We start from the raw sequence: 14,864 nt of genomic DNA on the forward strand, positions 1-14,864 counted from the left end.
CACGTGCTGATCAGGCGGGGTCGTCGTCCGGACGGGTGCCGAAGACGATCTCGTCCCAGCTCGGCATCGAGCGACGGTTGCGCTTCTTGCGTTCGCCACGGCTCTCGGACTCCGGCGCCGAGGCGGGACGGACGTCGGAGGACTGCGGTGCGGTGTCGTGCGCGCCGCCGTCCTCGAAGCCCTGCAGCGGGATGTCGACGACGCTGATGGAGGTCCCGCGGGCGGGCTCGTCGCGCTGTTCGCCGAAGGACGCTGCTTCGCGCTCCCCGCGACGACGGCGGAGCGCCTCGAGCAGGTCGGCGGTCTCGTTGCCGGGAGCGCGCTCTTCCACGGCGGCCTGGCCGATACGGGGCAGCGGTGCGCGGAGTGGGGCGTGCTGGGACGGCTCGGGCTCGGCGGCCGGCTGCTCCGGCTCGTCGACGCGGAAGGCGCCGGAGTCGAAGCGGGTGCCGTCGTCGTCCTGCTGCTCGAACTCGACCGCGCGCAGGCGCGGGGCGATGCCCTCGTCGTCGGTGTGCGACAGCCGGTGGGCGTCACCGTTGTCCGGCGCGAGGGTCGAGGTCTTCGGGTCGAAGTGCCACTGGGCGTCGTGCTCGACCTCGCCCGCGGTGTAGCGGACGCGGACCTGCCACCCGCTCTCCGGGTGCTTCCACGAGCCCCAGGTGATCGCGGTGGCCTCACCGGCCTCGAGCTTCGCGGTGATCGCGGGGCCGAAGGTGTCGGGGGACTCGCCGTCGACCGGGGTGACCGGCACGCGGTGCGAGGCGTCGAGGATGAAGGCACGCTCGGCGAGGACCGGGCCCTCGAAGCGGCGGACGTACTCGACGTCGACGTCGAGCGCGGCGGCCACGTCGGCGGCGTCGGCGCCGCCACGGATGCGTGCCTGGACGTCCTTGGGGGAGACCCGCTTCTGCGGACCGGCGTCGGGGTTCGCCTGGCGCACCTGGCCTGCCAGCGACGACGTGACGGGCAACCGGAACTCGGTGCCGCCGTCGGTCGCCAGGAGGAGTGCGCCGGACTCGACTCCGATGACTCTCACGTCTTGCATGGTTCCGCCTTCCCAGCGTCGCGTACGGTCCTGCTGTCGTACCCCGTGAGTATGCAGGGACGACGAGCGGTTTCCGGGGAGGCGCACGGGCGTGCCGCGGACATCCGCACGGCCGATCCCGGGCACGCGGCGCTCCGGCAACGGGTGTCGGGAATGTCCGGTTCCGGTCGTGGGTTGCACAGCCAGCACGACCCGCCGCAGCACTCGGTTTGCGCTCTGGCGGGGCGTGGTGCAAACTGTCGCCGCCGATCACCCGGCGACGACCTCTCGATACGAGAAATGGATGGGCATGGCCACCGATTACGACGCCCCCCGGAAGACCGACGACAACTCCGACTCGGAGTCGATCGAGGCCCTCAAGGAGCGCGTTCCCGACAAGATGTCGGGGGTCGTCGACGATGATTCCGACAACCCCGGCAGTTTCGAACTCGCCGGGCAGGACCTCAGCGACGTCGACCTCGACGTCGTGGTGCTGCCCCCGCAGGTCGATGAGTTCACCTGCGTCGAGTGCTTCCTCGTGAAGCACCGCTCCCAGCTCGACCACGAGTCGAAGCTCGGACCGGTCTGCGCGGAGTGCGCGTCGCTCTAGCGAACACAGCCGCGTCGTCCTCGACGCAACGATCAGCGAAGGCCCCGCATCCTCCAGGGATGCGGGGCCTTCGTCGTGCGCTGCGAGGCGGGGCCGAGCCGCGCCTCCAGGCCGTGGACTGCGGTCCGTCAGGACCGCAGCGCCTCGACGACCTTGCCCGGGTGCCGGACGCTGACCAGCCAGTAGGGCGTCGGGTCCGCGTCGTCGCGCACCTCGACCTTGACGACCCCGCGCACGTAGCCGCGGAAGAGCGTCCACGCGCGGGCGTCGAGTGCCGGCCCGCGCTGCTCGGTGGCCGCTGCGCCCTCGAACGCCTCGGTCGTGCCGACGAGCGTGCGGGGGAGGTGTGCCTTGCCCGCGCGGAACTCGGTGTCGGTGACCTCGATGGTGGGTGCGAGTGCCCACAGGAGGACCAGGACCCCGAGCTCCATCCCGATCGCCACGAGGACGCCGGCCAGGACGCTGATGGGGAGGAAGACGAGCAGGGTGGCGGGGATGACGAGCGCCGTCGCCAGGTAGAGGGCGGGCGGGGCCCAGAGTCGTTCGCGGTACAGGGTCACGGGTCCATTCGATCACGAGCGAGCGAGGTCACGGAACGGTCACGGCTGCACTACCCTCGTCACGTGACCGAACCAGTCGACGTCCTCTGGACCGGGGAGCACGCTCCCGGCCACGCCCACCCCGGCGACGCGGGTGCCGATCTCGTCTCCACCGAGGCCTTCGTGCTGCAGCCGGGGGCACGACACCTGGCCGCCACGGGTCTGCGCATCGCGCTGCCCGATGGGTACGCCGCGTTCGTGGTCCCGCGGAGCGGCATGGCTGCGAAGCACGGCATCACGATCGTGAACAGCCCCGGAACCGTCGACTCCGGCTACCGCGGGGAGATCAAGGTCGCCCTGCTCAACACCGACCAGACGGAACCGTACGAGGTGCACGTCGGCGACCGCATCGCCCAGTTGATCGTGATGCCGGTGCCGCAGGTGACCTACACCCGGGTCGACGACCTGCCGGACAGCGTCCGCGGACAGGGCGGGTTCGGCTCGTCGGGCTACGGTGACCGGAGCGACGCCGTGACCGGTGCCGCCGCAGACGCTCAGGAAGGAACGCGCGCATGAAGTTCGGCCGACGCAAGCGGGACGAGGTCGAGGTGGCGGACGCCGTCACCGACGACATCGAGGTCGCGGACACGTCCCCCGAGGTCGACATCGCGACGGATGCCGACGCGGACCTCGACGAGGTCGACGCGGTCGCCCCGACGGACAAGTCCGCTCCGGAGGACCGGGCCGAGAACGGCCCGCACGACGAGACCGAGGCGAACCTGGTCCGCCCCTACGTCGACCTGGGTGGGGTGAAGGTGCTCCCGCGCGAGGGCCTGCACCTGCGTCTCGAGGTCGAAGAGGGCTCGCAGCGCGTCGTCGCGGTCGGGCTCGACTACGACGAGTCCACGCTGCAGGTCCAGCCGTTCGCGGCGCCCCGGTCCACCGGCCTGTGGCACGAGATCCGCGCCCAGATCGCCGAGCAGATCGAGCGCCAGGGCGGTGTCGTGACCGAGGTCGACGGCCCGTTCGGCCCCGAGCTCCGCGCGTCCGTCCCGGTCGCCGTGGACGGCGACGGGGGCACCGCCGGCTCCCGTCCGGCCCGCTTCGTCGGCGTCGACGGCCCGCGCTGGTTCCTGCGCGGCGTGATCGCCGGCAAGGCCGCCGAGCAGCCCGACGACGCGAGCGAGATCGAGGAGCTGTTCCGCAGCGTCGTCGTCGTGCGCGGCACGACTCCGATGCCGCCGCGCGACCTCATCCCGCTGCACATGCCCAAGTCGACGCAGACCGCGATCTGACCGACTGACGACCAACCCCGCCTGGAGGCACGGTGCCGGACCACGACGACACCCCACGACCCGAGACGGCTGGCTCCGACCCCGCTGCACGGGCAGTCGAGCCGTCGGTGGTGCCGAAGGTGGCGCCGGCGGCCGAGCCGTCGGTGGCACCGTCCTTCTCCGCGCAGTTCCGCGACGCCGTGCAGAACGCCGGCATCGCCCGCGTCGCGCCCGGTGAGGCGCCGTCCGGCCGGGCGCTGCTCGGCGCGGTCGGCGGGGTGCGCGGCCTCGCCGAGTCGGTGCTGCCCGGGTTCGCGTTCCTGGTCGTCTACGCGATCACGAAGGAGCTCGTGCCGAGCGTCGTGATCCCGGTGGCGGTCGGCCTGGTGTTCGTGGTGCTCCGGCTGCTGCAGCGGCAGTCGGTGACGATGTCGTTCGCGGGCATCCTCGGCGTCGCGGTCTCGGCCGGCCTCGCGCTCATCACCGGCCGTGCGGAGAGCAACTTCATCCCCGGGATCGTCATCAACGCCGTCTGGCTCGTCGGGCTGCTGATCACGCTGGCGATCCGCTGGCCGCTCATCGGGCTCGTCGTCGGCTTCCTGCTGCCGGCGAACGAGGACGGCTCGCACGTCGACTGGCGCGCCGACCCGGTGAAGCGCCGCGTGCTGACGGTCGCCACCTGGATCTGGGTCGGGCTGTTCGCGGTCCGGCTCGCGGTGGAGGTCCCGCTGTACCTGACGGCGCAGGTCGAACTGCTCGCCGGGCTGAAGCTCATCCTCGGCGTGCCGCTGTACGCGGCGGTGCTCTGGGTGACGTGGCTGCTGGTCCGCACCGTGTTCGTCCGACGCGACGACGTCGCCCCGGTGTAGAGTTCTCTCGACATCAAGATAGTTCTCGCAGGGCGCGCACGCGTTCTCGGGATTAGGTTTGCCTTGCTGGTGGGACGGTCCACGGCCCGCGAGGATGAGGGCAAACCGATCAGTAGGGAGGCGGCACGGTGGCTGCAGTCAATAGCTTCGGCTCGAAGGACACACTGTCGGTTGGGGGTGTCGACTACGCGATCCACCGGATCGACTCGGTTCCCGGGCACGAGAAGTTGCCCTACAGCCTGAAGGTGCTGCTCGAGAACCTCCTCCGCACCGAGGACGGCAAGAACGTCACCGAGGGACAGATCCGGGCGCTCGGCTCCTGGCGGCCCGACGCGGAGCCCGACACCGAGATCCAGTTCTCGCCGGCGCGCGTCGTCATGCAGGACTTCACGGGTGTGCCGTGCATCGTCGACCTCGCCACCATGCGCGAGGCCATGGCGGACATCGGCGGCGACCCGAACAAGATCAACCCGCTGTCCCCGGCCGAGATGGTCATCGACCACTCCGTCATCGCCGACCTGTTCGGCAGCACGGACGCCCTGCAGCGCAACACGGACCTCGAGTACGAGCGGAACGGTGAGCGTTACCAGTTCCTCCGCTGGGGCCAGACCGCGTTCGAGGACTTCAAGGTCGTCCCGCCGGGCACCGGCATCGTCCACCAGGTGAACATCGAGTACCTGGCGAAGGTCACCTACACGCGTGACTTCGACGGCGAGACCTACGCGTACCCGGACACCCTGGTCGGCACCGACTCGCACACCACGATGGTGAACGGCCTCGGCGTGCTCGGCTGGGGCGTCGGCGGCATCGAGGCCGAGGCCGCGATGCTCGGCCAGCCCGTGTCGATGCTCATCCCGAAGGTCGTCGGCTTCAAGCTCTCCGGTGAGATCCCGGCCGGCGTGACCGCGACCGACGTGGTGCTCACCATCACGCAGGAGCTCCGCAAGCACGGCGTCGTCGGCAAGTTCGTCGAGTTCTACGGCGAGGGCGTCGGCGCCGTCCCGCTCGCCAACCGCGCCACCATCGGCAACATGTCGCCCGAGTTCGGTTCGACGGCGGCGATCTTCCCGGTCGACGACGTCACGCTGGACTACCTGCGCCTGACCGGTCGCGACGAGGCGCAGATCGCCCTGGTCGAGGCGTACTCCAAGGCCCAGGGGCTGTGGCACGACGCCTCGGTCGAGCCGAACTACTCCGAGTACATGGAGCTCGACCTCTCCACGGTCGTGCCCTCCATCTCGGGCCCGAAGCGTCCGCAGGACCGCATCGAGCTCACGAACGCGAAGAGCCAGTTCGAGCTCGACCTGAACAACTACACGACGCCGTCCGAGCAGACCGACCTCGACGACGCGGTCGAGGAGACGTTCCCGGCCTCGGACCCGATCGCCGCCGGTTCGACCAACGAGGACACCGCGCTGCACGAGCACGTGCACGTGTCGAGCGCGCCGTCGACCGCCTCGGCGCCGACGAAGGTCGCGATGGACGGGGCCGACCCGTTCACCATCGACCACGGTGCCGTCGCGATCGCCGCGATCACCTCGTGCACGAACACGTCGAACCCGTCGGTCATGATGGCCGCCGGCATCCTCGCCCGGAACGCCGCGAAGAAGGGCCTCACCGCGAAGCCCTGGGTGAAGACCACCCTCGCACCCGGGTCGAAGGTCGTCACCGACTACTACGAGAAGGCCGGTCTCACCACCTACCTCGAGCAGCTCGGCTTCTACACGGTCGGCTACGGCTGCACCACCTGCATCGGCAACTCGGGCCCGCTGCCCGAGGAGATCTCGCAGGCCGTGCAGGACAACGACCTCGCCGTCACCGCGGTGCTCTCGGGCAACCGCAACTTCGAGGGCCGGATCAACCCCGACGTCAAGATGAACTACCTGGCGTCCCCGCCGCTGGTCATCGCCTACGCCCTCGCCGGGTCGATGCACTTCGACTTCGACAAGGACGCCCTCGGCACCGACCAGGACGGCAACGACGTCTACCTGACCGACATCTGGCCCGACGCGGCCGAGGTGCAGCAGGTCATCGACGAGTCGATCGACACCGAGATGTTCACCCACGAGTACGGCTCCGTGTTCGAGGGCGACGACCGCTGGAAGAACCTGCCGACCCCGACCGGCGACACCTTCGAGTGGGACCAGGAGTCGACCTACGTCCGGAAGCCCCCGTACTTCGAGGGCATGACGATGCAGCCCGACGCGGTGTCGGACATCTCCGGCGCCCGGGTGCTCGCGAAGCTCGGCGACTCGGTCACGACCGACCACATCTCGCCGGCCGGTTCGATCAAGGCCGACAGCCCCGCCGGCCAGTACCTCGCCGAGCACGGCGTCGACCGCAAGGACTTCAACTCCTACGGCTCGCGTCGCGGCAACCACGAGGTCATGATCCGCGGCACGTTCGCGAACATCCGTCTGCGCAACCAGCTGCTCGACGGCGTGGAGGGCGGCTACACCCGTGACTTCACGACGCCGGACGGTGCGCAGTCGTTCATCTACGACGCCTCGCAGCACTACCAGGAGCAGGGCATCCCGCTCGTCATCTTCGGTGGCAAGGAGTACGGCTCCGGCTCGTCCCGTGACTGGGCGGCCAAGGGCACGAACCTGCTCGGTGTCCGTGCGGTCATCACCGAGAGCTTCGAGCGGATCCACCGCTCGAACCTCATCGGTATGGGCGTCGTCCCGCTGCAGTTCCCGGCGGGCGAGACGGTCGAGTCCCTCGGGCTCGACGGCACCGAGGTCGTGTCGATCTCCGGGCTGACCGAGCTGAACGAGGGCCGCACCCCGAAGACGGTGCACGTCACCGCGACGCCGAGTGAGCACTCGCCGGCCGGCAAGCAGCCGATCGAGTTCGACGCGGTCGTCCGCATCGACACCCCCGGCGAGGCCGACTACTACCGCAACGGCGGCATCCTGCAGTACGTGCTCCGCTCGCTCGTCTGAGCCCGTTGAACGACAGGAGCGTCGTGCGCACGGGTCGCTGACGCGACCACAGATCGGACCGGAGGCCCGTGGCGACACCGCCACGGGCCTCCAGTCCGTCACCTGGTAGCGGGAATAGGGTGATGGCTTGGTACCCACGAAAGGAGCGCCCGTGAGCCTGCTCGCCAGCATCACGTCGCCGCGCGACCTGAAGCGTCTCTCCGACGCGCAGATGACCGACCTCGCCGCCGAGATCCGGCGCTTCCTGGTCGCCGAGGTCGCGAAGACCGGTGGGCACCTCGGGCCGAACCTGGGCGTCGTGGAGCTGACGCTCGCGATGCACCGCGTGTTCGACTCGCCGAACGACCCGTTCGTCTTCGACACCGGGCACCAGTCGTACGTGCACAAGCTCGTCACCGGACGCCAGGACTTCTCGAAGCTGCGCGAACGCGGTGGCATCGCCGGCTACCCGCAGCGGAGCGAGTCCGAGCACGACATCGTCGAGTCCTCGCACGCGTCGTCGTCGCTGTCGTGGGCCGACGGCATCTCCCGCGCGTTCGGGCAGACCGGGCAGACCGACCGCACCGTCGTCGCGGTGGTGGGGGACGGTGCGCTCACCGGCGGCATGACGTGGGAGGCGCTCAACAACATCTCCGACGACAACGATCGGCGCCTGGTCATCGTCGTCAACGACAACGGCCGCTCGTACGCCCCGACGATCGGTGGCATGGCGCGGTTCCTGAGCTCCGTGCGCACCCGCCGCGAGTACCGGGCCCTGTACGAGGGCACGCAGGCCGTGGCGGCCCGGTTCGGCGCTCCGGGTCGTGCGGTGTACCGAGGCATGCGCGGGGGCCTGCACGGCTTCCTGTCGCGGTTGACGAACAACGAGGCGCTGTACTCGAACCTCGACATCAAGTACATCGGCCCGGTGAACGGCCACGACCAGCAGGCGATGGAGGCAGCGCTCCGGCAGGCCAAGGAGTACGGTGCTCCCGTGATCGTGCACGCGATCACGGAGAAGGGCCACGGCTTCGAGCCCGCCCTGCGCGACCAGGCCGACCAGTTCCACGCCGTCGGGCACATCGACCCGGAGACCGGGGAGTCGCTCGACGCCGCATCGGGCCCGTCGTGGACCTCGGTGTTCGCTTCCTCCCTGGCCGAAGCGGGCGCCTCGGATCCTCGGATCGTCGCCATCACGGCGGCCATGCTCCGGCCGACGGGGCTCCACCTGTTCCAGGAGCAGCACCCCGACCGGGTGTACGACGTCGGCATCGCCGAGCAGCACGCCGTGACGACCGCCGCGGGCCTCGCGTACGGCGGGCTTCACCCGGTCGTGGCGCTCTACGCGACGTTCCTGAACCGCGCGTTCGACCAGGTGCTGATGGACGTCGCCCTGCACAGGGCCGGTGTGACGTTCGTGCTCGACCGTGCCGGGATCACCGGCCCGGACGGCCCCTCGCACCACGGCATGTGGGACCTCGCGCTGCTGCAGGTCGTGCCGGGTATCCGGATCGCCGCGCCCCGCGATGCTCCGACCCTGCGCGAGGAGTTCCGCGAGGCGATCGCCGTCGACGACGCCCCCACCGTGCTGCGGTGGTCGAAGGGGCAGGTCGGACCGGACATCCCCGCGATCCGTCGTCTCGACGATGGTGTGGACGTCCTGCACGCTGCCGCGGACGACGTCGAGGACGTGCTCTTCGTCGCCGTCGGGTCGATGGTGCCGGTGGCACTCGAGGCCGCGGCGCTGCTCGAGGCGCAGGGCATCGGCGTCACCGTCGTCGACCCGCGCTGGGTGGTGCCGATCCCGGTGTCGCTGATCGAGCTGTCACGGACGCACCGGCTCGTGATCACCATCGAGGACGGCGTGCGGGTCGGCGGCGTCGGGACCCGGCTGCGGCAGGACCTGCGCGCTGCCGGGGTCGACACCGGGGTGAACGAGCTCGGGCTGCCCGATGCGTTCATCGACCACGCGACCCGGTCGCAGATCCTCACCGACGCGGGGCTGACGGCGCAGGCCATCGCCCGCGACGTCATCGACCAGGTCGTGGGGACGAAGCTGCCGCAGGCGAAGCCCGCGCGGTCCCGCGAGTCCGCGGCGTCCGACCGCTGACCGCGCGGTTCGGTCCGTTCAGCACCGGTTCGGTCCGTTCAGCAAAACACCGGTGTTCGCGCTCCACGCCGCGTTTTGCGGGTGTTCGGTGCGCGAACACCGGTGTTTTGCGTACTGGGCTCTAGCGGGAAGCGGGGCCGACGATCCGCGGCTTGTGGAACGTGCCGCCGAAGACTCGCTCGGACGCGCCGGAGCGGTCGAGGTACGGGCTGATCCCACCGGCCTGGAACGGGTAACCCGCACCGAGGATGAGCCCGAGGTCGATCTCCTCGACGTGCTCGACCACCCGGTCCTCGAGCATGCGGTGCAGCTCGTCGGCCAGGGCGTCCTCGAACCGGCGCTGCATCTCGGCGGCGTCGACCGGCTTCGCGTCCTTCTTGGACGGCGCGATGAGCTTCACGGCGGCGGGGTCGTACCCGGTCGCGTTGCCCTTCTTGTCGCGGGTCAGGATCGTCCCGTGCTCGGCGATCTTCTTCAGGCCGTCGCCGGGGTAGAAGCGCTCGGGCCAGGCCGCGTGGTGCGAGTCGAGCACGTGCGCGCCGACCGGCAGCCCGACGAGCTCGAGCAGCTCGAACGGTGACATCGGCAGGCCGAGTGGTGCGGCACCCTGGGCGACGGTGTCGAACGAGGTGCCCTCTTCCACGCCGCGCATCGCCTCACCGAGGACCCGTGCGAGCACCCGGTTGACGACGAAGCCCGGCTGGTCCGCGGTGATGATCGCGGTCTTCTTCAGGGTCTTCGCGACGGCGAGGGCGGTGACGAGGGCCTCGTCCGAGGTCTTCGCAGCGCGAACCACCTCGAGCAGCGGCATGACCGCGACCGGGTTGAAGAAGTGGAAGCCGACGAGTCGCTCGGGGTTCGTCAGGACCGACGCCATCTCGTCGACGGAGAGCGACGACGTGTTCGTGGCGAGGATGGCGTCCGGTGCGATGACCTGCTCGATCTTCCGGAGGACCTCCTGCTTGACGGTCATCTCCTCGAAGACGGCCTCGATCACCCAGTCGGCGTCGGCGAAGGCGTCGTAGGACACCGACCCGCTGACGAGTGCGGTGGTGCGGTTCGCGTCGTCGGGGGAGATCCGGCCCTTGTCGAGCAGCTTCGCGACCTCGCCGCGGATCCGCTCGACGCCGGCGTCCACACGGGACTGGTCGACGTCGGTGATGACGACGGGGACGCCCAGGCGTCGGGCGAACAGCAGCGCGAACTGCGACGCCATCAGCCCGGCGCCGAGGACGCCGACCTTCGTGATCTTCTTCGCGTCGACGCCCTCGGGAGCGCCGACGGGCTTCTTCGCACGCTTCTGCACGAGGTCGAAGGCGTACATCGACGCGGCGAACTGGTCGCCCGAGATGAGGTCGGCGAGGGCCTCGTCCTCGTCGGCGAAGCGTTCGTCGAGCGAACCCGACTTGGCGGCGGCGACGAGGTCGAGCGCCCGGAACGGCGACTTCGGCACGGTGCCGATCTTCGACGCGACCTGTCCGCGGGCGACCTTGACGACGGTGCCCCATGCGGCCTTCTCGAGCATGCCCGGCTCGTTCTTCCGAACCACCTTGGTCGTTCCGCTGATGACGCCGTCCGCCCACGCCACGGCCGAGGGCAGGAACGTGACGGACGGGACGAGCACGTCACCGATGCCGATCTCGACCGCGGCCGGGCCGTCCATCAGACGGTTGTTCTTGAGCGGGTTCTCCACGATGACGCGGAGTGCGCGCTCCGGCCCGATCAGGCGGGGGAGCAGCGTCGCGCCGCCCCAGCCGGGGATGATGCCGAGGAACACCTCGGGCAGGCCGATGCCCTGCGCCGCCGACGAGAACGCCCGGTAGGTGCAGTGCAGGGCGATCTCGAGCCCACCGCCGAGCGCCAGGGTGTTCACGAACGCGAACGACGGCACCCCGAGGTCAGCGAACTTCCTGAGCGTGGCGTGCCCGAGGGCGGCCAGGTCGTGGGCGGCCTCGCGCGACGGGACCGCCGCTGCCTGGGACAGGTCGGCCCCGGCGGCGAAGCAGTACTCCTTGCCGGTGATGGCGACGCCCTGGATCGTGCCGGCGGCGGCCTCGGTCTTCAGGGTGTCGAGCACGCCGGCGAGTTCACGGAGCGTGCGGGGCCCGAGGGTGTTCGGCCGCTTGTAGTCCTTGCCGTTGTCGAGCGTGATGAGCGCCAGCGTGCCACCCGAGGGCATCGTGACGTGCTTGACGAACGAGTGCGTGACGACCTCGTCCTCGCTGAGTTCGGCCAGTCGGTCGTTGTCGACGATGGTCATGGTCACGCCCCCTTCCGAGCCGAACGCTCGGCCGACTTGCTGTGGTTCGGGTTCTCCCAGATGACGGTGCCGCCCTGGCCGAGCCCGATGCACATCGTGGTGATGCCGTACTTGACGTCCGGTCGCTCGGCGAACTGTGCGGCGAGCTGGTTCATCAGCCGGACACCACTCGACGCGAGCGGGTGGCCCACGGCGATCGCGCCGCCCCAGGCGTTCACGTTCGGGGAGTCCTGGGCGATGCCGTAGTTGTCGAGGAACGCGAGCACCTGGACGGCGAACGCCTCGTTGATCTCGAACAGGCCGATGTCGTCGATCGACAGGCCGGCCTTCGACAGGGCCTTGTCGGTCGCGGGGACCGGGCCGACGCCCATGACCTCGGGCTCGACGCCGGCGAAGGCGAACGAGACCATGCGCATCTTCGTCGACAGTCCGTGCTGCTTCGCGCCGTCCTCGGACGCGAGCAGGCTCATGGTGGCGCCGTCGTTCAGACCGGCGGCGTTGCCGGCGGTGACCCGTCCGTGGGGCCGGAACGGCGTCTTCAACGCGGCCAGCGCCTCCAGGGTCGTCCCCGGCCGCGGCGGCTCGTCGGTGCTGACGACGTCCCAGCCGTCGCCCTTGTTGACCTCGACCGGGATCACGTCCGGCTGGAGCTTGCCGTTCGCCCAGGCGGCGGCGTAGCGCTGCTGGGACTGGACGGCGTAGGCGTCCGTGCGGTCCTTCGTGATCGCGGGGAAGCGGTCGTGCAGGCGCTCGGCGGTGGCGCCCATGACGAGGGCGTCGCTCGAGACCATGCGCTCCGCGACGAAGCGCGGGTTCGGGTCGGCGTTGAAGCCCATCGGGTGCCGGCCCATGTGCTCGACACCACCGGCGATCGCGATGTCGGCGGCGCCGAAGGCGATGGCACCCGCGAGCGTCGTGACGCTCGTCATGGCACCGGCGCACATGCGGTCGATGGCGTAGCCGGGCACCGACTTCGGCAGACCCGCGAGCATGCCGACCGTTCGGCCGAGCGTCAGCCCCTGGTCACCCTGCTGCGTGGTCGCCGCGACGGCGACGTCGTCCACGGCTGCGGTGTCGAAGGCGTTCCGGTCGAGCAGTCCGCGCATCGCGTGCACCGCGAGGTCGTCGGACCGGGTCTTCCAGAACACCCCCTTCTCGCCGGCTCGTCCGAACGGTGTGCGAACGCCGTCCACGAACACGACGTCTGATGCCTTTGGCAATCCGGGCCTCCCAGATCCTCATCGATCGGGCCGGAACGCAGGTCGCTCCGGCCTGGCCGGGCCTCGCCCGGCGACCCTCCCGACGCTATGCCCCCAGCCTGGGCGGCCGCATGCCGGTTGGGCAGTTCCTACGACTCGTCGTCGTCCGTCGCCGCGGGCCGCTGTGCAGCAGCCACAAAGGCCGACGCGATGATCGACGCGAGTTCCTCGACCTGCCACGGGCGGGCGTCGTGCTCGGCGAGGGCGGCGCCGACCAGCTCGGTCGACACAGGCGACGGCGGGGCCCACGACACGAGCCGGAGCGTCTCCGGCGTGAGCAGGTTCTCGAGCGGGATGTCGAGCTCCTCGGCACGCTTCGTGACCGCGGCGCGCGCGGCCTTGTACCGGCGGTCGGCGGCCGGGTTGCGGTCCGCCCAGGCGCGGGGCGGGGGCAGGGTGGCCTCGCCGGCACCGCGGAGTCGGGGGAGGTCCTCGGTGGTGCGGCCTTCCTCGACGGCGGCCCACCAGCGGTCGAGCTCGGAACGGCTGGCGCGGCCCGTGAAGGTCTTCAGCGCACCGAGTTCGGCGCGGGACTCGGGTGCGGCTGCCGCGGCGGCGACGATCGCCGAGTCGGGGATCGTGCGTCCGGGGGCGATGTCCGCCTGTCGGGCGTACTCGTCGCGGGCGAGCCAGAGCGACCGGGCGATCGCCAGTGCTCGAGCACCACGGAGCGCGTGCATGCCGGACAGCCGACGCCAGGGCTCGGCACGGGCGGGCTTCGGGGCGCGGTGCAGGACCGCGTCGAACTCCTCCTGGGCGATCCGGGTCTTGCCCGCCTCGTCGAGCTTCTCGGCGAGGGCGTCGCGGAGGTCGGGCAGCAGCTCGACGTCGAGCGACGCGTAGACGAGCCACGACTGCGGCAGGGGACGGGTCGACCAGTCGGCGGCCGAGTGCGCCTTCGCCAGGGTGATGCCGAGCAGCTGCTCGACGACGGCGCCGAGGCCGACACGGGGGAACCCGGCGATGCGGGCGCCGAGTTCGGTGTCGAAGATGCGCGTCGGGACGAGGCCGACCTCCTGCAGGCACGGCAGGTCCTGCGAGGCGGCGTGGAACAGCCACTCCTCGTCGACGATGGCGGCCTGCAGCTCCGAGAAGTCGCCGATCGGGATCGGGTCGAACAGGAACGCACCGGCACCGCGGCGGAACACCTGGATCAGGTAGGCGCGCTGCGAGTAGCGGTAGCCGCTGGCGCGCTCGGCGTCGACCGCGACGGGGCCGTGGCCGGCGGCGATGGCGGCGACCGCCTCGAGGTAGTCCTCGCGCGTGTCGATGACCTTGACGGCGTCGTGCGATGCCTCGAAGGCAGGGCTGGCAGCGGGAGCAGTCGAGCCGGCAGCCCTGGCTGCGGACGCAGCCGGGCCGGTCGATCCAGCGGCGTCCTGGGGAGCGGGGTCGGTCACTTGGCGAGCCTCCTCGGGGCCAGCAGGGTCACGCCGTCCGATGCGGGCGGCAGACCGGCGAGCATGGCGACGATGTCCTGCCAGGCCCGGACGTGTGCGGTGAGGTCGTCGCCGCGTGGTGTCCACGACGCGCGGAGTTCCAGTTGGGCGCCGTCGCCCTGTGCGGCGAGGTCGCCGTACCCGCGCGAGATGATCTTGGTGGCCGTGCCCGAGGCGTGGTCGTACGTCGCACCGTGCGACTCGAGCGCGTCGACGAGCCAGCTCCAGGTCACGTCGGCGACGAACTCGTCGACGCCGATCTCCGGCTCGAGCGGTGCCTGGGCGAACGAGACGACACGGAACGCGCCGCCCCAGCCCTCGGGTTCTTCCGGGTCGTACAGGGCGATGAACCGGCCGGTGCCCAGGTCCGACTCGACCCCGTGCGCGGTGCCGGACACGTCCGCCGCCAGGGCGATCGAGAACGGTGCGATCCGGGTCGGCGAGGGGATCTCGGTGACGGTGGTCTCGGCACGGCCGCTGCCGCCGGACACGAACGCGCGGAGCCGCGCGAAGGCGTCGGGCTCTCGGGTTTCGGACACACATGCAGACTAGG

At 70.6% G+C, this 14,864-nt stretch carries 12 protein-coding genes; 6 read left to right on the forward strand and 6 right to left on the reverse strand.

Going from position 1 to position 14,864, the window contains the following annotated elements; all coding sequences use genetic code 11:
* Nucleotides 1-10: 10 nt before the first annotated feature.
* Complete coding sequence (gene sepH / locus FFG40_RS11260; RefSeq protein WP_185974166.1) at nt 11-1,039, reverse strand: septation protein SepH; 1,029 nt, start codon at nt 1,037-1,039, stop codon at nt 11-13.
* Between the two features lie 298 nt (nt 1,040-1,337).
* On the opposite strand from sepH, the gene FFG40_RS11265 reads away from it, so the two are divergent.
* Nucleotides 1,338-1,637, forward strand: coding sequence for a DUF4193 domain-containing protein (locus tag FFG40_RS11265; protein ID WP_017886098.1), 300 nt, complete (start codon nt 1,338-1,340; stop codon nt 1,635-1,637).
* A gap of 128 nt (nt 1,638-1,765) precedes the next feature.
* Here FFG40_RS11265 and FFG40_RS11270 read toward each other — a convergent pair whose 3' ends face one another.
* The gene (locus tag FFG40_RS11270) at nt 1,766-2,197 is read right to left on the reverse strand and encodes a DUF3093 domain-containing protein (RefSeq protein WP_110859581.1); all 432 of its coding nucleotides are present in this window, start codon (nt 2,195-2,197) and stop codon (nt 1,766-1,768) included.
* 63 nt (nt 2,198-2,260) lie between these two features.
* Between FFG40_RS11270 and dut the strand changes: the two genes are divergently transcribed.
* The 5 genes from dut (at nt 2,261) to dxs (ending at nt 9,353) form a co-directional block, all read left to right on the forward strand.
* The gene (dut, locus tag FFG40_RS11275) at nt 2,261-2,752 is read left to right on the forward strand and encodes a dUTP diphosphatase (RefSeq protein WP_138803239.1); all 492 of its coding nucleotides are present in this window, start codon (nt 2,261-2,263) and stop codon (nt 2,750-2,752) included.
* Nucleotides 2,749-3,471, forward strand: coding sequence for a DUF3710 domain-containing protein (locus tag FFG40_RS11280; protein ID WP_232536646.1), 723 nt, complete (start codon nt 2,749-2,751; stop codon nt 3,469-3,471). Before dut ends, FFG40_RS11280 begins: the two co-directional genes overlap by 4 nt.
* Before the next feature lie 32 nt (nt 3,472-3,503).
* Complete coding sequence (locus FFG40_RS11285; protein ID WP_138803240.1) at nt 3,504-4,319, forward strand: DUF3159 domain-containing protein; 816 nt, start codon at nt 3,504-3,506, stop codon at nt 4,317-4,319.
* Nucleotides 4,320-4,447: 128 nt separating this feature from the next.
* Entirely contained in the window at nt 4,448-7,264 is a 2,817-nt protein-coding gene (acnA, locus tag FFG40_RS11290) for an aconitate hydratase AcnA (protein ID WP_027465472.1), read from the forward strand.
* A gap of 151 nt (nt 7,265-7,415) precedes the next feature.
* Nucleotides 7,416-9,353: a 1-deoxy-D-xylulose-5-phosphate synthase gene (gene dxs / locus FFG40_RS11295; RefSeq protein WP_138803241.1), complete on the forward strand. Its 1,938-nt coding sequence runs from the start codon at nt 7,416-7,418 to the stop codon at nt 9,351-9,353.
* A gap of 121 nt (nt 9,354-9,474) precedes the next feature.
* Here dxs and FFG40_RS11300 read toward each other — a convergent pair whose 3' ends face one another.
* The 4 genes from FFG40_RS11300 to FFG40_RS11315 form a co-directional block, all read right to left on the reverse strand.
* Nucleotides 9,475-11,613 carry a 3-hydroxyacyl-CoA dehydrogenase NAD-binding domain-containing protein gene (locus tag FFG40_RS11300; protein ID WP_138803517.1) on the reverse strand — a complete coding sequence of 713 codons (2,139 nt, stop codon included), beginning with the start codon at nt 11,611-11,613 and terminating at the stop codon, nt 9,475-9,477.
* Nucleotides 11,614-11,615: 2 nt separating this feature from the next.
* Complete coding sequence (locus FFG40_RS11305) at nt 11,616-12,833, reverse strand: thiolase family protein (protein ID WP_027465475.1); 1,218 nt, start codon at nt 12,831-12,833, stop codon at nt 11,616-11,618.
* Nucleotides 12,834-12,961: 128 nt separating this feature from the next.
* The gene (locus tag FFG40_RS11310) at nt 12,962-14,272 is read right to left on the reverse strand and encodes an HRDC domain-containing protein (protein WP_395876342.1); all 1,311 of its coding nucleotides are present in this window, start codon (nt 14,270-14,272) and stop codon (nt 12,962-12,964) included.
* On the reverse strand, nt 14,269-14,850 hold the full coding sequence (locus FFG40_RS11315; protein ID WP_017886108.1) for a DUF3000 domain-containing protein: 582 nt from the start codon (nt 14,848-14,850) through the stop codon (nt 14,269-14,271). Before FFG40_RS11315 ends, FFG40_RS11310 begins: the two co-directional genes overlap by 4 nt.
* Nucleotides 14,851-14,864 lie beyond the last annotated feature (14 nt).

The organism is Curtobacterium sp. KBS0715, assembly GCF_005938005.2.
GTDB lineage: Bacteria > Actinomycetota > Actinomycetes > Actinomycetales > Microbacteriaceae > Curtobacterium > Curtobacterium flaccumfaciens.

Excerpts from the sequence above, each read along its gene's own strand:
- FFG40_RS11300 (WP_138803517.1), bottom strand. The coding sequence starts at position 11,613 with ATGACCATCGTCGACAACGACCGACTGGCCGAACTCAGCGAGGACGAG.
- FFG40_RS11280 (WP_232536646.1), top strand. The coding sequence starts at position 2,749 with ATGAAGTTCGGCCGACGCAAGCGGGACGAGGTCGAGGTGGCGGACGCC.
- FFG40_RS11265 (WP_017886098.1), top strand. The coding sequence starts at position 1,338 with ATGGCCACCGATTACGACGCCCCCCGGAAGACCGACGACAACTCCGAC.